The 20,110-nt window shown below is 71.4% G+C and carries 13 protein-coding genes; 3 read left to right on the forward strand and 10 right to left on the reverse strand.

Annotation, left to right across the window (positions count from 1 at the left end):
- The 8 genes from WMF24_RS06745 to WMF24_RS06780 all read right to left on the reverse strand — a co-directional run bounded on the left by WMF24_RS06745 (nt 1) and on the right by WMF24_RS06780 (nt 13,031).
- Nucleotides 1-2,190, reverse strand: coding sequence for a TonB-dependent receptor plug domain-containing protein (locus WMF24_RS06745; protein WP_437735530.1), 2,190 nt, complete (start codon nt 2,188-2,190; stop codon nt 1-3).
- Between the two features lie 52 nt (nt 2,191-2,242).
- Nucleotides 2,243-5,080: an ATP-binding protein gene (locus tag WMF24_RS06750; protein WP_437735531.1), complete on the reverse strand. Its 2,838-nt coding sequence runs from the start codon at nt 5,078-5,080 to the stop codon at nt 2,243-2,245.
- Between the two features lie 2 nt (nt 5,081-5,082).
- Nucleotides 5,083-5,661 carry a response regulator gene (locus WMF24_RS06755; protein WP_437735532.1) on the reverse strand — a complete coding sequence of 193 codons (579 nt, stop codon included), beginning with the start codon at nt 5,659-5,661 and terminating at the stop codon, nt 5,083-5,085.
- A gap of 64 nt (nt 5,662-5,725) precedes the next feature.
- Nucleotides 5,726-6,751: a hypothetical protein gene (locus tag WMF24_RS06760; RefSeq protein ID WP_437735533.1), complete on the reverse strand. Its 1,026-nt coding sequence runs from the start codon at nt 6,749-6,751 to the stop codon at nt 5,726-5,728.
- Nucleotides 6,748-7,407 carry a hypothetical protein gene (locus tag WMF24_RS06765; protein ID WP_437735534.1) on the reverse strand — a complete coding sequence of 220 codons (660 nt, stop codon included), beginning with the start codon at nt 7,405-7,407 and terminating at the stop codon, nt 6,748-6,750. Before WMF24_RS06765 ends, WMF24_RS06760 begins: the two co-directional genes overlap by 4 nt.
- 865 nt (nt 7,408-8,272) lie before the next feature.
- The gene (locus WMF24_RS06770; RefSeq protein ID WP_437735535.1) at nt 8,273-9,958 is read right to left on the reverse strand and encodes a glycerol-3-phosphate dehydrogenase/oxidase; all 1,686 of its coding nucleotides are present in this window, start codon (nt 9,956-9,958) and stop codon (nt 8,273-8,275) included.
- Between the two features lie 188 nt (nt 9,959-10,146).
- Complete coding sequence (locus WMF24_RS06775) at nt 10,147-12,120, reverse strand: ABC transporter ATP-binding protein (RefSeq protein ID WP_437735536.1); 1,974 nt, start codon at nt 12,118-12,120, stop codon at nt 10,147-10,149.
- Between the two features lie 317 nt (nt 12,121-12,437).
- Nucleotides 12,438-13,031 (reverse strand): flavodoxin family protein, encoded by a 594-nt coding sequence (locus tag WMF24_RS06780; RefSeq protein ID WP_437735537.1) that lies wholly within the window; start codon nt 13,029-13,031, stop codon nt 12,438-12,440.
- Nucleotides 13,032-13,227: 196 nt separating this feature from the next.
- Between WMF24_RS06780 and WMF24_RS06785 the strand changes: the two genes are divergently transcribed.
- The 3 genes from WMF24_RS06785 to WMF24_RS06795 all read left to right on the forward strand — a co-directional run bounded on the left by WMF24_RS06785 (nt 13,228) and on the right by WMF24_RS06795 (nt 17,758).
- Nucleotides 13,228-13,668 (forward strand): response regulator, encoded by a 441-nt coding sequence (locus tag WMF24_RS06785; protein ID WP_437735538.1) that lies wholly within the window; start codon nt 13,228-13,230, stop codon nt 13,666-13,668.
- Between the two features lie 98 nt (nt 13,669-13,766).
- A complete protein-coding gene (locus WMF24_RS06790; protein ID WP_437735539.1) occupies nt 13,767-16,229 on the forward strand; it encodes a PAS domain-containing protein in 2,463 nt (820 codons plus the stop codon).
- A gap of 110 nt (nt 16,230-16,339) precedes the next feature.
- Nucleotides 16,340-17,758, forward strand: coding sequence for a multicopper oxidase family protein (locus WMF24_RS06795; protein ID WP_437735540.1), 1,419 nt, complete (start codon nt 16,340-16,342; stop codon nt 17,756-17,758).
- A gap of 250 nt (nt 17,759-18,008) precedes the next feature.
- On the opposite strand, the gene WMF24_RS06800 is transcribed toward WMF24_RS06795, so the two are convergent.
- Together WMF24_RS06800 and WMF24_RS06805 are read right to left on the reverse strand one after the other, a co-directional pair.
- Complete coding sequence (locus tag WMF24_RS06800) at nt 18,009-18,893, reverse strand: hypothetical protein (RefSeq protein WP_437735541.1); 885 nt, start codon at nt 18,891-18,893, stop codon at nt 18,009-18,011.
- 159 nt (nt 18,894-19,052) lie between these two features.
- Nucleotides 19,053-19,949: a hypothetical protein gene (locus WMF24_RS06805; RefSeq protein ID WP_437735542.1), complete on the reverse strand. Its 897-nt coding sequence runs from the start codon at nt 19,947-19,949 to the stop codon at nt 19,053-19,055.
- Nucleotides 19,950-20,110 lie beyond the last annotated feature (161 nt).

The following is a 20,110-nucleotide window of genomic DNA, read 5'->3' on the forward strand; positions in this document are numbered from 1 at the left end:
TCAGTAACGGTGTCGTAGCTCGAGGAAGATCTCGCGCGGCGCCAGCGGGTACTCGAAGCCCGAGAACCCAGGGTCCGGCCCGCTCGCGCCGAGGATGTTCTTGGCGCGCACTGCCACCGTCGTCTCGTGACCCGGGATGACCCACAGGTTGCGCGCGACGAGGCTGGCGTTCCACCAGAGGTACGTGGGCAGGTCGAAGCTGCCGCCGTGCTCCAGGATGCTCGCGTCCGCGGCGCGCCGGGGCCCAACGAGGATACCTTGCGTCGAGAGCTCGAGCGGGATGGCGCTCGGCGACGGCAGCTTCACGTAGGCACCGGCCCGGGCCATCCAGCGCGGGTAGGCGACCATCTCCGGGCCGACGAGCTCCGCCTGGTATCCCACCTGGCCGGAGTCGCGGGTGGAGTGCACGGTCTCGAACGAGCCGTAACCGCCGTAGGCGTCGCCGTTCCGCAGCTCGGCGCGAGCCGACCAGGTCAGCGACGTCTGGCTGGAGACGTTGACGGCCGTCTGGTTGATGCCTCGCGGGACGAACTCCGCCTTGTCGTGCAGGCGGTTATAGGACACCCCCGTGCTCGCCGAGGCCCAGGGGCGGGGCCGCCACGTCACCTCGGCGTCCACGGTGTGGATGAGCTGAGGCTTCAGCCCCGCGTTCCCGATCACGTCGCCCGGCACGAGCGGCTCGGCGTACAGCAGGTACGGGGACGGCGCCTTGAAGGCGCTGCCGTACAGCAGCTTGGCCACGACGCTCTTGCCGAGGTGCGAGGTCGCCCCGAAGCGGCCGGTGAGCTGACCCTCGTACTTGCTGTGGTGATCGTAGCGGAAGCCCCCCGTCAGCTTCAGCCACGGATCGAGCACCTTGAGGTTGGCGCTGAGCAGCGCGCCGATATCGACGAGCTCGGTCGAGAGCCGCTCGCGCTCCAGCGAGCCGAACGCCTGTCCCGTGTCCTTGCTGACCCGACGGAAGGAGGGCAGATCCTCTTTGTCGTAGATCGACTCCAGGTTCAGGATGACGTTGAAGCGGCTCCAGGGGACCCACCGGAGCTCGATGTTGGCGTCGACGCCCCGGTAGGCCATGCGCCGCTCGATGTAGTACCAGCCGCCGGCGACGTCGATGCGGTCCTCCGGGAGGACGCGGCCTTGAAAGTACATCCCCTGCACCGCGAGCGCGAACTCCCGGTTGAGCTGCAAGAGCCCGTCGACCGCGACGCGGTGCTGCTGCAGGTTGACCACGGTGCCGGCCGGGTTCCCATCGTCGTCCGTTCCGCCGGTGAGCTGCGCCCATTGCGCGAAGTCGCCGCCGCGCTTGAAGGCCGACCAGTAGGCGCTGACCATGAGGTGATGGCCGCGCTCAGGATCGCGAAACGCGAGGCGCGAGCCGAGCACCGCCGCCGACCGCCTGAGGTTCTCGGCGATCGTGCGTCCCTCGTTGTACGCCGGCACGCGGGGGGCCGGAGACTCGATGGGCATCTCCAGGCCGCTTCGATCGCCGAGCGTCGCCGCGGCGGTCAGCATCATGTCGAAGCGGCCGGTGGACAGCCCTCCCACCACGTCGAGGCCGCCGCTCAGGTGCTCTCCCGCCACGCCGACGCGCGCGGTGCCGTCGGCGAAGGGGATTTCGTCCGGCGAGAGGGTGATGATGTTGACGACCCCGAGGAACGCGTCCGCGCCGTAGAGCGCCGACGCCGGGCCGCGGACGACCTCGATCTGCTTGATGGCGGACAGCGGGATCAGCTCCGTTCCGAGCCAGTTGCCGCTGGTGGTCCGGAACGCCACCGAGCGCCCGTCGATCATGACCTTGATGCCGCCGCTCTCGGCCCCCAGCCCGCCCGTCATGCCCTGCACGCCGGCGTTCGGCAGGATGTGATCGTCGATGAGGTAGAACCCGACGACGTGCTTGAGCACCTCGCCGACGCTCGCATACCCCCAGCGGCGGATCTCCTCCGCGGTGATCGCCGTCACGACGGCAGGCGCGTCGTCCAGCGTCTCCAGCGTCTTGGTCGCCGTGGACACCTCGACGTCGAGCAGCCGCAGCAGGTCGACGTCCTCGAGCGCGTCGTTGCTGTGCTCCTTCCCCGCGGCCTTCGGATCTCCCGGGGCGGTCGCGGCCGTCGGCTGCGCCCAGGCGACGGCTGGCATCGCGGCGATCACCAGGGCAATCATCGACTTGGCTTCGAGCGAGACAAAGGTCATGCGGGTACGGTTCGTTCTGAGCCTTGGATCATCGAAGAACGGGCGCAATTCGTCACGTCGTCGCCTGGGCGGTCGAGGCGAGCTCCTCCCTCAGGGCGACGCTGACGGCATCGAACTCCTGCCGTATCTGCTCCAGATCGCCTGTCTTCGGGAGCTCGCCGCGCCCGGCGGCGAGCTGCATCTTCTCCGCGAGCTCGGCGACGCGCGACGCGCCGATCGAGAGCATGCTGCCCTTCAGCTTGTGCGCGCTCGCCTTCACCTCGGCGGCTTCCGCCTTCCCGACGGACGCGTCCAGGTGCTCGAGCTGCCCCGGCACGTTCCTGAGGACGAGCTCGATCAGCTTGCGCGAGCGCGGGACCTCGGGGTCGAGGACGTGGAGGAGCGCCGGCAGCCTGGCGCCGCTCGCGGAGAGAGGCGCCGGCTCCGGCTCGTCCCGGTGCAGCACCACGTGCCGCCACAGGGTCTTCTGCAGCGACTGGGGCCGCACCGGCTTGGCCAGGTAGTCGTCCATCCCCGCGGCGAGCACCCGGTCCCGCTCGCCGACCAGCGCGTGCGCCGTGAGCGCGATGATCACCGTGTGGCGGTTCTTCGCGCTCTCCCACTCGCGGATCTTCTGCGTCGCGGTGTATCCGTCCATGACCGGCATCTGGCAGTCCATGAGGACGGCGACATACTGCTTGCGCTTGACGCACTCGACGGCCTCGAGGCCGTTGCACGCCGTCTCCACGCGCAGGCCGAGCTGCTCCACCTGCTCCATCGCGACGTAGCGGTTGATCTCGTTGTCGTCGACGACGAGCACCGGGAGCTTGCTCGCGATCTTGCCCGGCTCCACGCCGGGCTTGCTGACGGGCGCGATCTTGGCGCCGGTGAGCGCGCTCTGCAGCGTGTTGTAGAGCTCGGAGACGCGGAGCGGCTTCGGGAGCTGCGTGACAAGTGTGGAGTCGAGCCCGCTCAGCGCCACGCTCGACCCCATGTGGTAGAGCGCCACGACGGGCAGCGTTTGCAGCCCTGGCACCGACTGGATGGTGCGGAGGAACTCCTCGAGGCCGACGTCGTTCATCTGCACGCCGACGACGGCGGCGCTGAACGGCCGGTTCTCGAGCAGCGCGAGCTCGAGCCGGTTGATGGCGTCCCTGCCGGAGGCCGTGGACTCGGCGTTGAAGCCCCAGGCCACGAGGTGCTCGACGACGACGTCGCGCCAGCTCTTGCTGATCTCCACGACGAGCGCGCGGCGCCCGCTCGCCCACTCGGCGGAGCGGATCTGCTCTCCCTCGGACGTGACGCCGACCTTGATCGTGAACCAGAAGCGGCTGCCCTGCCCCGGCGTGCTCTCGACGCCGATCTCGCCGCCCATGACCTCCACGAGGTGCTTGCTGATCGCCAGCCCGAGGCCCGTGCCGCCGTGGTTGCGGACCATCGAGCCGTCCACCTGCGTGAAGGCGGCGAAGAGCTTCTTCTGGTCGTCGGGGGCGATGCCGGGGCCGGTGTCCACGACGGCCAGCTTGACGGTGGCCGACGCCGCGTCCTGCTGAGGCGCCGCGACGTCGACGAGCACCTCGCCGCGATCGGTGAACTTGATCGCGTTGCCGACGAGGTTGGTCAGCACCTGGCGGAACCGGTCGGGGTCGCCCACGACGCCGGTGGGGACGCGGCGCTCCACGCGGTAGACGAGCTCGAGCCCCTTCTCGTGCGCCTGGCTCGCCATCAGCTCCGCGACCTCCTGGACGACGAGGCGCAGATCGTACTGGACGTGCTGCGCCACGTACTTGCCGGCCTCGAGCTTCGAGAAGTCGAGGACGTCGTTGATGATCGCCATGAGCGTGTTCGCGGAGGCGTCGACGGTCTCCACGTAACGCCGCATCTTGCCGTCGAGCGGCTGGTTCTGCATGAGCCGGATGACCCCGAGGATCCCGTTCATCGGGGTCCGGATCTCGTGGCTCATGTTGGCGAGGAACTCGCTCTTCAGCCGCGACGCCTCGAGGGCCTGCTCGGTCTTGATCCGCAGCTCCTCGAACGCCTGCTCGTTCGCCTCGACCATGCTGTTGAACGCCTCGCCCAGGAGCTCGAGCTCGTCGCCGCTCTTGATCCGGACGCGCTCCCACTCCTTCCGCTCGACGCCGCTCGCCTCGGTCCCGGGCGCGTTCGAGCGCAGCCCGCTGGCGATGGCCCCCGCCGCCGACCGCAGCGCGAACAGCGGCTCCGTGATGTGGACGGCGACCCGCTTGACGAGGAAATAGCTGGCCGCGACGCTGCCGAGGATCAGCGCCCCGATCAGCCCCAGCGTCGTCACGAGGCGCTGAGCGGCGAGGTCGCGGGCCTGGATCATGCGCTCGACGACGCTCTTCGTGCTGATGCCGTAGATCACCGTCCCGGCGTGGCTCCCCTCCGCGACGACCGGGGCTGCGACCTCCAGGACGTCGCTGCCGCCCATCGGGTTCTGCCGCCGCTTCAGCACGGGCCGGGGGTGGTGCTCCGTGCTGATGCCGAGCGCCTGGAGCTCCTTCGCCGTGAGCGGCGGCGCGTCCTTCGCGCCGGCCGCCGGGCCGAGCCCGCTCGCCGCCCAGACCCGGTTCTCCGCGTCGAAGAACAGCCCGTAGGCGATGTCGTTGTTCTCCGAGACGGTCTGGAAGATGAGCGCCTTGACGTCGCCGAACAGGTTGTCCGCCACGAGGCTGCGCAGCGCCAGCGCCTGATTGAAGCCGAGGAGGCGCGCCTTCTCCTCGAGGCTGCCCAGGAGCTCCTCCTCGCGCTTCGCCTGGACCTCGCGATCGGTGGAATAGATGAGCGCGCCGCTCGACAGGAGCGTCGCGCCGCCGAGCAGCAGCAGCGCGCCGAGGATCAGGCGCAGCAGCTTGATGCGGAGCGACCCGTGGGTGTTCGGGGGGACCATGCTTATCGGGGGCGCCTCGTGGACGGAGGGCCGGAGAAGAGAGACGACGTGGACGACGGCGCGGACGACGGCGTGGACGACGGCGTGGCGCTCTTCGCGGCGCGCGCTGCCACGGCGCGCTCGATCGCCGGCGCGAGCGCCACGTGGAGCTTGGATTTCGAGACGATGCCGTCGGCGCCGACCTTCTCGCCGAGCGCGCTGAGCTGCTCGATGTCGCACCCGGAGACGAGGACGATCCCCAGGTTCGCGAGCTGCGCGTTCTCCCGGAGCAGCTTGGCCAGCTTGTCGCCGTTGATGGTCGGCATGTTGATGTCCAGCGCGACCGCGGTGATCCCGTCGCGCTTGATGACCGACGTCGCGCCGATGGGCGTGGCCAGCTCGAAGACGTAATAACCGGCCTTGACCAGGACGGCGCACATCGCCTCGCGGGCGATGTCGTCGTCATCGATCACGAGCACCCGGATCATGACAGAGTCCTCCAGGACCGCCTGCCACGCGCGCGACGCCCGCGGCGTGACATGAATGTCGAGCCATCGCCCGGGCGCGCCATGGTCCGAGCCGGCCCGTAGCTTCGAGACCATGTGTCCGGATCAACAGATATCTGCATGGCTCCTCCATTCCCTCGTTGTGTCCCCCGATACGCCCTCATCGCCCGATCAGATAATCGACCTGCCCGAACTGGCCCGAATCGAGGCCGAACCGCCGCGCGAGCCGCACGTCGACCAGGCGCTTCACGGAGATGGGCAGCCGGACGTCCGACGCCCTGAGCTTCCAGTCGGCCTCCGCGAGCTCGTACAGGAGGTCCGCCGCCTGGACCGCGAGCGCCTGCGTGTCGGGGATGGCCGCGAACGTCCCGAACTCCGCGTGCTCGTTGACGAGCGAGCGCACGGCCACCACCACCGGCGCGTCGAGCCGATCCACATACGGGAGCCAGACGTTCGTCAGGAGGTTCGGGCTCAGCAGGCCATTGTCGTTCGGCAGCCAGATCGCGTCAACCCCGGCGCGGTGGAGCCTCACCAATGCGGCGCGGAGGTCCTGGACGCGCGGCTTGTTCGAGAGCTCCTGCCTCACGAACGTCAGCTTCTCCACCTGCATGAGGTCTTCTTGCCGGGCGATATGGCTGGCGAAGCCCTGGCGGTACACGACGCCGACGCGACGGACGTCGAGGCCCAGCGTGCGCAGCCCCACCATGGCCGTGACCGCCGGCACCTCGTACGAGATCGCCACCGAGTTGGGGACGGTGCGCTGGAGCTCCTCGGCGAAGGACGCCATCAGGATCAGCGCGACCGGCGGCGCCGGCGCGCTGCGCGCCCAGTTGCGGTAGAGGAGCACGGTCGAGTTGTTGACGAGCACCACCGCCTGCGGGCGATCGCGCGCCACGATCCGCGCCACGAACTCGGGGCTCGAGTCCTCGACGCGCAGCGGCGAGATGGTGACACGGTAATCATCGGACAGCTCGACGCGGAGCGACTCGAGCATCTCGTCGAGCTGGGAGTCCGCGGGCGCGATGACGGAGATGACCGGCCGCCCGTCCGGGGGCGGCGTCTCGGGCGGCGGCGCCGGCTCCACGGCGACGTGCTGTGCCGTGCCCGACGAGCAGCTGACGGTCAGCAGCAGGACCGCGAGGGCGGAGGCCCGCGAGAGCAAGCGCCGGCGGCGGGTCGACATCATCGCCATTCGTCCACCCCCAGATCGGCCATCACGTGTTTGGGGAGCCTCCGGATCGCGTGCTCGACAGACGGGCGATCGCTCAGGAACGTGACCGCCACGAGGCCTACCTTGGCTGTCGAAAGACTGAGGATGGTGAAGCTCATCTTGCTCTTGGACTCGAAATCAGAGCGGAACCGCTCCGGGAGAAGCACTGCGTCGGCCGTCTGGAACTGGAGGAGCTGCAGCAGATCCTCGATCTTCGTGACGCGCTGCACCTCCGGCGCGGCGCTCACGCCGAGGAGCCCGGCGACGAACTTCGGGAGCGACTTGCGCTCGACGAGGTCGACGATACCGTACCTGAGGGACGACAGCATGTCCCTGGGCAGCGACCTCGTCGAGACGAGGAGGTATTGCTCCGCGTCGCTCCCCGCCTTGAAGCCCTGGAGGTCGGCGCTTCGATTGAGCGAGGCCAGCACCGGCCTCGGCGAGAGCGCCGCGTTCGGCGGGTTCGCCTCGAGCGCCGTCTTGAAATCGCTCAGCTTGCCGAACACCGTGACATCGACGCCGGGCATCGCATCCTCGATCTTCTGCTCGAGGGCGCGGGCGCGGAGCGGCGTGACCGCATAAACATAGAGCGTCGCCTCGGGGCCGGCCGTGGTGGGCGGGCTGAATAGCAAGAGGCAACACCCGATGAGCAGCGCCGCCGCGAGCAGGATCGCCGGCGCGCGCGGGGTCCTGAGGGACCGGCGAGGCCCACAAGCGGTGTTCTCGCGCCGATCGCGCGAGGACAGGAGGCTGATCAGGGAGCGTAATACACGAGACCGAACAGCAGCAGCCGATTGATTGTTTTGCCGCACACACGATGTCATCCAGCGGTGCGCGCTTCGCGCTTGACATGCGAGGTGACTCAGGGCCGCCCCCATCGCTGACCGCCGTGCCCGTGTGGAGCGCCCGCGTATCCTTTTCACGCTCCTCATGTCCTCCCGGTCATCGTGACTGGGTAGCGTACCCGACGGCCAACCCTGCCTGTCAAGCACCCCATGAGCGGCGCCACGCGATCGGATCAGCCTGGCGAATGGGGACGTTCGAGAGGGCGACAACACCGAAAGGCCGGCGCGGCCCCGCGGGCGGCGAATCGTGAGCCGCACCCGGATGCGCGCCGACGCAGGGAGGCGTTGCCGCCGGCGGAGGTAGGGGGTGATAGCCGCGGATGCCCGCGGCGGCGCCTTACCGACCTACATGTAGAGCGATGGTGCATGGGATGCTCGATCACTTCACATGATCGCGCACCAGCAGCGGAATTCGTGGTGCGCACACGTGCCCTGTCGCCGAGATCGAACACCTGATGGAGCCGCTGCCGGCGCGCGACGAGCGCAATCCAGCGCGCCGCGGTGGTCTCGCCGCGCCGCCCGGCGACCGGGCGCGGCCTCGGCGCCCCCGGGTGGGGCTGGCTGCTCGACCACGAACGGAAGCGGCGCGCAGCGCTACCGGAGCGGCAGCTCCGCGGCGGGCGCCTTCGCCTCACGGAATCGACGCGCAGCGCTACCGGAGCGGCAGCTCCGCGGCGGGCGCCTTCGCCTCCGCGGGCGCGTCGGCGGGCGCCACGGGCGCCAGCACGGGCGACGGCGCGCCGCGCTCCTGGAAGTACTCCTCCAGCCGCCGGTCGGCGTCGTCCCCGAACAGGATCCGGCACGCCTCCCGGAGCCCGGGCGACCGCGCGAGCTCCTCGCGGCGGAGGAGCAGCGCGATCTTCGTGCGCCGCCGGAGGAAGTCCTCGAGCTTCGCGACCATCTCGCGCCGCGCGGCGTACGCGATCTCGCAGCGCACGTCGTCCACCCCCTCGAGCAGCGCGTCGGCCATCCTCGGGTCGCGGCGGATCTCCTCGAGCAGCTCGAGCGCCCCGGCGCCGTAGCGGCGCCACAGGCGCGCGCTCAGCTTCTCGGAGGCGCGCCGCGGCGCGAGGGCGTCGAGGTCGAGCTCGCGCGCCTTGTGGAAGAACTCCTGACGAACCGCCTCGCCCGGCTCGCCGTACCAGCGCTCTGCCGGGCGGGGCAGCGCGACGCCGAGCTCCCGCACGGCGGCGCAGACCTCGTCGCCGACGTGGATGCAGTCGGTGAGCTTGCCGCCGAAGATGCTCACGTGGCCCTGCGCCCGGTCGACCTCGAGGACGTGCTTGCGCGAGAGCTGCAGCCAGTCCGCCGCGCCGCCGCCGTCCTGGACCGCCAGGGGGCGCACGCCGCAGCGCTCGGCGATGATGTCCGCCTCGGTCAGCGGCCGCGGCAGGTCGAGGCGCTTGTTGATGTTGGAGAGCACGAACCGGCGGTCCTCGGCCGTCACCTCGGTCTCCGGGCGCTCGACGCGCGTGTCGGTCGTGCCGATGCACGTCCTCGGGCCCATCGGGATCACGAAGAACAGCCGGCCGTCGTCGGCGAAGAACGTCAGCACGCGCCGGCTCGGGGTCAGCCGCTCCACGATGAGGTGGATGCCCTTCGAGAAGATGTGACGGTGGCTCGTGCGCTGCCCCGTGAGCGCGTTGTGCGCGTCGACGAACGGCCCGCAGGCGTTCACGAGCACGCGCGACCGGATGGCGAGCTCCCTGCCGGACAGCGCGTCGCGGGCCCGCGTGACCCACGCGTCGCCGTCGCGCCGCGCGCCCAGCGACTCGACGTAGTTGGCGGCGCACGCGCCGCGATCGAGCGCGGCGCGGACGAACCCCCAGACGAACCGCGCGTCGTTGTCGACGAGGTACGCGTCGGAGTACTCGAATCCTCCGTCGCAGCCGTCGAGGTTGATGATGGGCTCTTCCCGCGCGATCGTCCTGCGGGAGAGCAGGCGGGGGATCTTCGTGAAGAAGCTGCCGATGATCCAGTAGAGCCAGGTGCCGAGGAAGAGCTTGAACAGCCCGTGCCGGAAGCCGCGCTCGTGCGCGGTGTAGAACCGGATCTCCTGCACCGAGGAGGGGTAGCTCCTGAGGAGGAGGTTCCTCGAGACGCAGAGCTTCCGCACCAGCGGAAACTCGAAGTTCTCCATGTACTTGATGCCGCCCCAGGCGAGGTTCGACGACTCCTGGCTGGTGAACCCCGCGAAGTCGCCCCGATCGATCAGCGCGACCTTCGCGCCCCTCGCGGCGAGGGCGGCGGCCGCGACCGCGCCGTTGATCCCGGCGCCGAGGACGAGGACGTCGAACGTCCCGCGGCTCAAGCTGTCGATGTTCGTGGCCCGCAGCATCGATGGCGATCCGGCGTCAGGCGCGCGCGCGCCCCCGGAGCTTCTATCACGTCCGGGGGCGCGTCGGGGCGCCGGGCGGGCCGAAAAGCGCGGCGGGTCGCGGCGTTCACCGCGACCCGCCGCCGTCGCCGTCGCCCTTGCCGCGCGCGCGGCGGCCCCGGCTCCGTGGCTGGTTGCTTCCGTCCGGCTCAGCCCATCATCGCGTCGTCGCCGCGGAAGAGCTCCGGGTGGGAGCGGCGCGCGCCGGTCCGGGGCTCGGGGCGCGCGCCCGCGTGGCCGGTGCCGGCGTGGGCGTGGCCGGTGTGGAGGTGCTGCCAGCGCGCCATCTTCGTGTAGACGCCGCCGCGCCGCAGGAGCTCCGCGTGCGCGCCGTGCTCGACGATGCGGCCGCGCTCCATCACGAAGACCTGGTCGCAGTCGGCGACGGTGCTCAGGCGGTGGCTCATCAGCACGATCGTCCGCTGGCCCTTCAGCGCGCGCAGCGCCTCGCCGAGCGTCCGCTCGTGCTCGGCGTCGAGCCCGTCCGTCGGCTCGTCGATCACGAGGATCGGCGCGTCCGACAGGAGCGCGCGCGCTATCGCGATGCGCTGCCGCTGGCCGGCGGACAGGTTCAGCCCGCCGTCGGCGATCTGCGTCCCGTAGCCGTCCGGCAGCGCCTCGATGAAGCTCGCGGCCCCCGCCATCTCGGCCGCCCTGCGGATCTCCGCGTCGGTCGCGGACGGGCGGCCGTACGCGATGTTCTCCGCGATCGTCGTCGGCAGGAGGATGCTGTCCTGGAGGACGAGCGCGATGTGCCGGCGCAGGTCGGCCACGCGGACGGCGCGCGTGTCGATGCCGTCGAGCCGCAGCGCGCCGTGCGTCGGGTTGTGGAAGCGCGGCAGCAGGCTGAACAGCGTCGTCTTGCCGGCGCCCACCGAGCCCACGAACGCGACCATCTCGCCCGGCCGGATCGTCGCGTCGAGCCCGCGCAGCACCGGGTGCCCCGGGCGGTACTCGAACCCCACGCCCTCGAGCGAGATCGTGCGCGGCTGCGGCGGCAGCGCGGCCGCGTCGTGGACGTCGGTCACGTCCTGGTCGCGGTCGAGCACCTCGAAGACGCGCTGCGCGCCCGCGACGCCGCCCTGCACCGCTGCGGCGGCGCCGGTCAGCTTGCAGAGCGGATCGTAGAGCATGCCGAGGTAGCCGAGGAACGCCGTCAGCGCGCCGAGGGTCATGGCCGCGTCGCCCGCGCCGCTCCGGGCCTCGACGACGAGGTAGCCGCCGTAGCCGAGCACGAGCGCGCCGCCGAGCCCGAGGATCGAGCCCACGGCGAGCAGGTGGCGGAGCTCGTCCTGGTGGAGCCTCAGCCAGGCCTTCACGCTGTTGCGCAGCGTCGCGTGGAACCGGGCCTCCTCGTCTGCCTCGCGCCCGAACGCCTGGACGAGCCCGATCGACGCCATCGAGCGCTGCACGGACGTCGTGAGCTGGCTCTCGACCTCCTTCGCCTCGGTGCACTTCCGGTGCAGCACGCGGCCGAACTTGATGTTCGTGAAGAGCAGCGGCGGCACGATGGCGAGCGCGAGCAGCGTGAGCGCCGCGCTGCGCGAGGCCATGATGCTGAGCATGACCACGAGCGTCAGCGCGCTGCCGAGCACCGCGACGGCGACGTTGAGGATCCCGTGGAACCCGGTCGCGTCCTGGTTGAGGCGGTAGAGGGCGTCGCCCTGCGGCTGCGCGCGGTGGTAGCCGATGTGGAGCGCCTGGAGCTTCCGGTACAGGTCGCGGCGCACGCGCATGAGCCCGCCGTAGCCGATGCGGAAGTTGAGCAGGGTGCGGCCCATGCCCACGAACTCCTGCGCCACGCGCAGCACGAGCGTCATCGCGGCGAGCCCGAGGACGCGGCCGAGCAGGCTGTCCGGCAGCGGCGCGAGCAGGAGGCGATGGACGAGGTCCCCCTCGCGCGGCCCGCTCGAGATGAGATCCACGATCACCGCGACCGGCCACACCTGGAGCAGGCTGATCACGATCGAGACGCAGACAAGCAGGCAGAGCGCCCCGACGCGCGCCCACTCGTCCCTGAAATAGGCGCCCACCCGCAGGAAGAACCGGAGCCGCTCCGCGCCCGCCGAACGGCTGGGCGCGGCGAGCCGCTGCGCGGTGCTCCTCAGGGAGAGCCTCGACACCCTACCTTCGCGCCGCGGCGGCGAAGGGCGATAGTTCTTTCGCTGAGCCTGTGCGCTCATGGAGTTGCTGCGCTTTCTTCCTGCCTACGGCTGAGGGGGAGCGCCGGCCGCCCGTGTCGGGCGCTGCCTGGCGGTCCATCGGTTCCGACCAGTAGCGAGGTACCGAGGTGTAACAGCACATCGCGGGCGCGCTCTTCCCGCGCGCCGGAAAGCGAGGTGAGATGCTGCTGATTTGCTGCGGGCTTGTCCGGGACTCCAGGGCTCGCTGCGCCGCCGCGATGACGGCACAGGCCGACGGACCGTCCGACTCTCCGCGCCTATCCGTGAATCCGATGCTCGACCTGCGCGAGCCGGCGGCCGAGGGCGCGCGCCGGGGCGAGATCGAGCCCGCCCGGCGCCTCGTCGAGCCTCGCCGCCGGCGGGCCGCGCCGCGCCGCCGCGCTCCACGGAGCCATCGGATCCATCTGCGCGCGGGTGGGCGCCTGGACGATGAGCCCGTGCCGGAGGAGCGCGGCGATCAGCGCGTGGAGCGCGGCGCGCTGGGCTCCCTGGATCGCCGACGGCGAGCAGAACGCACAGGCCACCTTGCCGGCGAGGTCGCCGCCGAGCTGCCCCGAGCCGTCGAGGAAGCGGCGGAGCTCCGCGCTCATCGTGCCGTAGCGCGCGGGCGAGCCGAGGGCGATGGCGTCCGCCCAGAGCAGGTCGTCGTGGTGCGCGAGCGGGACGGACGCGAGCGACGCGCGCGTGTCACGGATCCGCTCACTCGTCCTCCAGCGGTCCTCTGGCGCTCCGATGCCGGCGACCTGCCGCAGCCGCACCGTCGCCCCGGTCTGCTCGGCGCCCTGCGCGACCGCCGCCGCCAGCGCGGCCGTGTCGCCGTGGAGAGAATAGAAGATCACGGCGACGTTCATGCGGGACGCCTTCACGCTGGACGCGTATGCAGCCCTCGTACCGTCGTCGTCACGCCGTGGCGCTCCACGCCGGCTCGGACGAGCCCGCCTCGCGTACCGTCATGAGCGCACTGGAGGCGACCGTCGGCGCAACGCTCGATCCGCGCGGCGCGATTCAAATTGCGCGCTGCAGAGGAAAGGCTTATGGGGTCCTTCGATGGACGCGAACGGAGCGCGCGGGGGAGACAGCGCGGATGTCCCGCGCGGACCTGAGCGGGCGTATGGCGTGGAGAGCGGCCCCGCGCGGTCGGGCGCGATCTTCGTCGTCGAGGACGATCGGGGCGTCAGCGAGGCGCTCGTCGAGGTCCTGTCGGACGAGGGGTATGAGGTGATGACGGCCGGGAACGGCGCCGAGGCGCTGGCCAGGCTGCGCGAGGCGCCGACACCGGCGCTCATCGTGCTCGATCTCATGATGCCCGTCATGGATGGATACGCGTTCCGCGCAGAGCAGCTCCGCACGCCCGCGATAGCCGATATCCCCGTCATCGTGCTCACGGCGGGTGCGGCGCCGCGCGCCACGGAGCTCGGACACGTCGATATCCTGAAGAAGCCCATCGACCTTGGCGCGCTGCTCGACGCGGTCGGGCGCTACGTCTGACGAGCTCGCTGCCGCGCGCTCGCGCGGGGATCGCAGGCGGGTGATGGACTTGACGCCCAGGGAAGCGTTTGCTCGTCTGTCCGGACGGACGTCCAGGAATGAAGCCAACCTCTTCCACGCCTTTCGCTCCCGCCGACGGCGACACGGCCGACGGCAGAGGCCGCCGCGCCGCCGTCGATGATGTCTTTCCGGGCGCGAGCGAGCTGGCCGCGCTCTGCCGGGCCACGGACTGGGGCGCGACGCCGCTCGGCCCCGCCGAGCGCTGGCCGCAGAGCCTGAAGACCGCCGTGAGCATCGTGCTCGGCTCGAGCTTCCCGATGATCGTGCTCTGGGGGCCTGAGCTCGTGCAGATCTATAATGACGGATACCGGCTCCTCATGGGCGACAAGCACCCGGCCGGGCTCGGGCAGGGGAACCGCGCGTGCTGGCCCGAGGTCTGGCACATCAACGAGGGCATCTATCCGCGCGTCTTCCAGGGCGAGACGGTCTCCTTCAAGGAGACGATGTACCCGCTCGCGCCGCGCGGCCACGTCGAGGAGCACTACCTCACGCTCTGCTACAACCCTGTCCGCGACGAGTCCGGCGCGGTGGGCGGCGTCCTCGTCACGGTCTTTGACGTCACCCAGGAGGTGCGGACGCGGAGCGAGCGCGACCGCGCGCTGGCGGAGGCCAAGGCGGAGCGCGAGCGCCTCTACGAGGTGTTCATGCAGGTCCCGGCGATCATCGCCGTGCTCGAGGGGCCGGAGCACACCTTCACCGTGGCCAACCCGCGCTACCTCCAGCTCGTCGGCCGGCGCGACCTCGTCGGCAAGCCGCTGCGCGAGGCGCTGCCCGAGGTCGTGGACCAGGGGTTCCAGGAGCTCCTCGACTCGGTGCGGCAGAGCGGCAAGCCGTTCGTCGCCCACGACGCGCTCGTGAAGCTCGATCGCCGCGGCGACGGCGCGCTGGACGACGTCTACCTCGACTTCGTGTATCAGCCGCTGAAGGACGCGGGCGGGAGCGTCTTCGGCATCATGGCGCACGCGGTGGAGACCACGGAGCAGGTGCTCGCCCGCAAGCGCGTCGAGGAGCTCGCGGCGGAGCGGGCGGCCATGCTGGGGCAGATCGCGGACGCGGTGGTGACCTTCGACTGCGAGGGCCGGGTCAACTTCCTCAACGACATGGCGCGCGCCCTCTATCCCGAGCTCCGCGCCGGGGCGACGCCCGCCGAGCAGCAGGAGCGGCTCCCGCTGGAGCGGCTGGACGGCACGCCGTACCCGGCCGAGGAGCTGCCCGCGGCGCGGGCGCAGCGGGGCGAGCGGGTGATCGACGAGGCGTGGATCGTGCGGAGCCCCGGCGCGCCGCCGCGCCGCATCCAGGGCAGCGCCGTGCCGGTCTACGGCGACGGCGGCCGGCGGATCGGCGTGGTGCTCACCGCGCGCGACATCACCGAGCAGCACCGGCTCCAGAAGGAGCTCGAGCACGAGCGCAACCGGCTGAACGACGTGTTCCTGCAGGCGCCGGCGGCGATCATGGTGACGCGCGGGCCCACGCACGTCATCGAGGCCGCCAACCCCCTCTATGCGCGCGTGACAGGGGAGCGCCCGCTGCTCGGCAGGACGGTGCGGGAGGCGTTCCCGGACCTCGTCGACCAGGGCTTCCCCGCGCTGTACGACCACGTGCTCGCCACGCGCGAGCCCTACGTAGGCAACGAGGCGCTCGTGCGGGTCGAGCGCTTCGGGCAGACGGAGGACACGTATTTCAACTTCGTCTACCAGCCGCTGATCGGGGAGGACGGCAGCGCCTTCGGCGTGATGACCCACGCGATCGAGGTCACGGACATGGTGCGCGCGCGCCAGCAGGCGGAGCAGCGGGCCGCGGAGCTCGCGCGCCTCACGCAGGCGCTCGAGCAGTCGAACCGCGAGCTCGACCGGTTCGCCTACGTCACGTCGCACGACCTGAAGGCGCCGCTCCGCGGCATCGCGAGCCTGGCGCAGTGGATCCAGGAGGACGTCGGCGAGCAGCTCTCGCCCGGCTCGCAGGAGCACGTGCGGCTGCTGCTCGGGCGCGTCCACCGCATGGAGGCGCTGATCGACGGCATCCTCGCCTACTCCCGCGCGGGGCGGGTGCGCGAGGCGGCCGCGCCGGTGGACACGGCGGCGATGGTCAAGGACGTGCTGGACCTCCTCGCGCCGCCGGATCACGTCCGGATCGCGGTGCAGCCGGGGCTGCCCACGCTGATGGCCGAGCGGGTGCCGCTCCAGCAGGTGTTCATGAACCTGCTCGCCAATGCCATCAAGTTCTCGACGCTGGCGCGCCCCGATCCGCTCGTCCGGCTCGGCTTCCGGATGGTGGACGATGCGTACGAGTTCGCCGTCACCGACAACGGCCCGGGCATCGCGCCCGAGTACCACGACCGCATCTGGGGCATCTTCCAGACGCTGGAGGCCCGCGACAAGGTCGAGGGGGCCGGCATCGGCCTCTCGGTGGTCAAGAAGATCATCGAGACGCGGGGCGGCCGGGTATGGGTCGAGTCCACGCCTGGCCAGGGCGCCACCTTCCGGTTCACCTGGCCGAGATAGCGCCGGATCGCCTCGTCACGCAGCGTGTCACGCGGCGCCAGAACGGCAGAATTTGCGGGTACGGCGTCCTTTTTGGCCCTGGACGTTGGTGGTAAGCTCGGCCCCGCATCATGTCGATCGAGAACACGACGCTTCGTCTCTGCCCCTTGCTGGTGGCCGCCGCGGCGGGCTGCGCGGGTGATCCCGCCTCGCAGCCCGACGGGTGGGACAGCGCGGTGGCGCTCCCCCGCGCGGTGGATCGCGATTCGAGGGCCGACGTCGTCGAGATCGATCTGACGGCGCGCGTCGCGGAGGTGGAGATCGTCCCCGGCAAGAAGACGTCGGCGTGGACCTACGACGGCGGGCTCCCAGGCCCGCTGATCCGCGCCCGGGTCGGAGATCGGGTGATCGTGAATTTCCGCAACGAGCTCCCGGCGCCGACGACGATTCATTGGCACGGCGTGCGGCTGCTGGCGCAGATGGATGGCGCGCCCGGGCACAGCCAGCCCGAGACGGCGCCGGGCGGCGGCTTCACCTACGACTTCGTCGTCCCCGACGCGGGGCTCTACTGGTATCACCCGCACGTCGACTCGGCCGCGCAGGCGGGCAATGGCCTGTACGGCGCGCTGCTCGTCGAGGATCCGGCCGAGCCGGCGGCGCTCGGGGACGAGCTCGTCCTCGTGCTGAGCGACATGAGCCTGGAGGACGACGGCGCGCTGTCACCGCCGGACCAGGGCGGCAATTTCGGCACGCTGTTCGGGCGCGAGGGCGGCGCCCTGCTGGTCAACGGCCGCGTCAACCCGGTGATCGGGGCGCGCGCCGGGCTGCGGCAGCGGTGGCGGCTCGTCAACGCGGCCAGATCACGGTATTTCCAGCTCGTGCTCGACGACCACCGCTTCCTCCGCATCGGCGGCGACGGCGGCCTGCTGGAGCACCCGGTCGAGGAGGACCGCATCGTGCTGACCCCCGGCGAGCGCGCCGACGTGTTGATCGAGCCGCGCGGCGCCCCTGGCGCGACGCTCCCGGTGCGCTGGGTGCCTTACGATCGCGGCTACGGCAGCACCTTCGCGCGGCCCGAGGTCGAGGCCTTCCGCCTCCGCCTCGCGGACGAGCCCGCGGCCGAGGACGAGCCGCTCCCGGCGATCGGGAGGGCCATCTCGCCGCTCGACACGGCGGGGGCGAGGCGCGTCGATCTGCAGCTCACGCAGCAGGAGGGCCCGGGCGACCTCGTGCTCGGCATCAACGGCGTGCCCTCGTGGGAGGCGGAGCCGCTCGTGGCGGCGGTGGGCGAGACCTCTGTGTGGACGGTCGAGAACACGATGCAGTTCGCCCATCCGTTCCATCTGCACGGCTTCTTCTTCCAGGTGCTCGGCGACGACGGCCAGCCTGTCAGGCCGCTCGCGTGGAAGGACACGGTGGACGTGCGTGTCGACGGCACGACGCGTTTCGTCGTGCGCTACGACAACCGGCCTGGCATGTGGATGTTCCATTGCCACATCCTCGATCACGCCGACGCCGGCATGATGGGGATGCTCAACGTCGTGCCGTGACGGCGCGCTCCGCTCGCCCCGGCGGTCGATCTCCCTCCGACGCACGCTCGTCCAGACACAGCACCTCGGCCCCGTCACCCTGAAGGCATCGGCCCACGGCGCATGAGCCGGCCGGTCCCTCGATGCCACCCGGGGCCGCTGGGCGACGGGGCGGTCGTTCGATCCCGCGAAGGGCAGGGTGGAGGAGGGGGAGCCGGGGATCCGCCCCGGGCCGGGGTCGCAGCCGACGGCCGCCGCGTGAGGCCCCTGCCTACCCGCGGGCGGTCTGCTTCTCCCGCGGGGCCCCCTCGCGCCCGCCCTGGGCCGCGCCCGCGAAGACCTGGAGCGCCCCGGTGAGGTCGGGGAAGACCACCACGTCGCGCGCGGGCTCGCCGGGGCCATAGCGCAGCCAGAGCAGCGGCCATGCGTAGGCGCGCACCGCCTGCGCCACGACGCGGCCGCCGGCGGCGAGCGCTGCGAGGGCGGCCGTCGCGCTCTCGATCGTGCCGGCAAAGCGATGGTTGTAAAATTCCGGCTCCACCACCCGATTGCCGCCGCCCCGGTAGGCCGTGCGCGCCGCGCGGGGGCGGAGGTCGAGGCAGCGCAGGGGCTCGGGGGGATCGGCGGCGCCGAGCGAGCGCTTCAGGGTGCCTTCGAACGAGAACAGCGCGGGGACGAAGGCCATCTCGGGCGGGGCGTAGAGCTCGCGCACCTCGATGAGGCGGTCGTGGACGTGGCGCAGGCGAACGCGCCGCAGGCGGCCGGCGCCCATGCAGGACGCGCAGCCGGCGGACCCTGCGGTGGCGGGCCCCGCGCCCGCGGAGCCTGCGGCAGCGGGCCCCACGCCCGCGGACCCTGCGGCGGCGCCGAGGCACGCGGTGCAGCGCGGGAGGCCGAGGTCCTCGGCCAGGCGCCGGTGGACGCGGGCCTCGAAGGCGTCGGGCAGCGGCGGCTCGCCCCGCTCGAGCTGCTCCGCGGCCAGCGGGCTGAGGTCGACGACCTCGGCCCAGCCCTCGCGCCGCACGATCGACGCGAGCACGACGAGCGCGGCGACGCGGCGCTCCTCGGCCGGGTCGCCGGGCGGCAGCGCGAGGCCGTCCGCGCGGGCGCGCCCGAGGGTCGGCAGGTACCGGGCGACGGGGTCGGACGGATCCACGGTGGCGAGGCTACAGGACATCGGCGCCCGGGTTCATCTCCGGGGGCGAGGGCTTCTCGCTGTCCTGGGATTGCCCGGTGTCAGGGCGCGGGGCTTCGGAGGGGGAGCCCGGGTGTACGGGAGAACGGCGACGCGCATGGCCTCCTGGGGCCCGCGGCGTCAGGAGCCGGTGGTGGGGAGGAGCTCCCGGGCGTCGCTGATCACCGCGGCGCGGCGGATCCAGCGATCGAGCTCGGCGAGGTCGGTGCTCGCGAGGACGCGCTCCTTCACGTCCGCGGGGACCTCAAGCCCGCGGGCCTCGAGGACAGCGAGCACGTCCTGAGCCTTGGCTTCGAGGATCCCTGCCTGACGGCCCTTCTCCACGCCCTTCGCCACGTAGCTGCGCGCGAATTCGCTCTGAAACTCGTATCCGCTCTTCATCATCGCCTCCAACGTCCGCCTCGCCGCTGCGTTCAGCGAGGATAGCACCAGGTCCCAGTACATGGTGCGGCGCTCCTCATCGAGCCCGGCTGCTGCCGCAAGGAACGCCGCGCCGATCGCCTCCGCCGCCTCACCCTGCCCGTGTGCCATCGCCGAGAGCACGGCCACCTCGGGCGCCGCCTTCGCCTGCTCGGCGTTTGTGACGACCGGGACGCCCTCGGGCCCGAGCACCAGCGGCGTCAAGGTCAAGCCGGGGTGGCCCGTCTCGATGGGCCGCGCGCACCACCGCGCGATCGCGGCGTCGATGGTCACGACCAGCAGCCGGGTCGGGCAGCGGTGCCGCGCCCTCGTCTGGGTGACGTACACCGGCCAGGCATACGGTTTGTCCGGGTCCACGCCGAGCTGGACCTCGACCACGAGCGCCATCGCGGGCTGCTGCTGCTCGCCGACCAGCAGCACGACGATGACGTCCGCCCGGCGGTCCGAGGGGACGACCTCGGTGAGATCGGAGGACACGACGCGCGCCTCCGTGAAGGTCGGGACCGGGTGGCCGAGCGCGTCGTGCAGCATCTCGGCGGCCAGCGTGGGCCGGTTCTTGAACAGCTCTACAAGGGCTTCATGGGTTGCTGAGGGCATCGCTCATCTCTCCAGTTCTGCTGGGTCGAAGCGGTACGTCCGGCGCATGCGGTGGATCCCGCAGGGCCGGAGCAGCCGCCTCTCTCTTGAATTCCGAGCCGCTTCGTGGATCCGTCACACCATGTGCAGCGGGGGCAGGGCGGGGTTTCTGACCCGCGGTA

The organism is Sorangium sp. So ce1335, from assembly GCF_051521615.1.
Classification (GTDB): domain Bacteria; phylum Myxococcota_A; class Polyangia; order Polyangiales; family Polyangiaceae; genus Sorangium.

Excerpts from the sequence above, each read along its gene's own strand:
- WMF24_RS06745 (WP_437735530.1), bottom strand. The coding sequence starts at position 2,190 with ATGACCTTTGTCTCGCTCGAAGCCAAGTCGATGATTGCCCTGGTGATC.
- WMF24_RS06770 (WP_437735535.1), bottom strand. The coding sequence starts at position 9,958 with ATGCTGCGGGCCACGAACATCGACAGCTTGAGCCGCGGGACGTTCGAC.
- WMF24_RS06755 (WP_437735532.1), bottom strand. The coding sequence starts at position 5,661 with ATGGTCTCGAAGCTACGGGCCGGCTCGGACCATGGCGCGCCCGGGCGA.
- WMF24_RS06750 (WP_437735531.1), bottom strand. The coding sequence starts at position 5,080 with ATGGTCCCCCCGAACACCCACGGGTCGCTCCGCATCAAGCTGCTGCGC.
- WMF24_RS06805 (WP_437735542.1), bottom strand. The coding sequence starts at position 19,949 with ATGCCCTCAGCAACCCATGAAGCCCTTGTAGAGCTGTTCAAGAACCGG.
- WMF24_RS06790 (WP_437735539.1), top strand. The coding sequence starts at position 13,767 with ATGAAGCCAACCTCTTCCACGCCTTTCGCTCCCGCCGACGGCGACACG.
- WMF24_RS06780 (WP_437735537.1), bottom strand. The coding sequence starts at position 13,031 with ATGAACGTCGCCGTGATCTTCTATTCTCTCCACGGCGACACGGCCGCG.
- WMF24_RS06785 (WP_437735538.1), top strand. The coding sequence starts at position 13,228 with ATGGACGCGAACGGAGCGCGCGGGGGAGACAGCGCGGATGTCCCGCGC.
- WMF24_RS06795 (WP_437735540.1), top strand. The coding sequence starts at position 16,340 with ATGTCGATCGAGAACACGACGCTTCGTCTCTGCCCCTTGCTGGTGGCC.
- WMF24_RS06760 (WP_437735533.1), bottom strand. The coding sequence starts at position 6,751 with ATGATGTCGACCCGCCGCCGGCGCTTGCTCTCGCGGGCCTCCGCCCTC.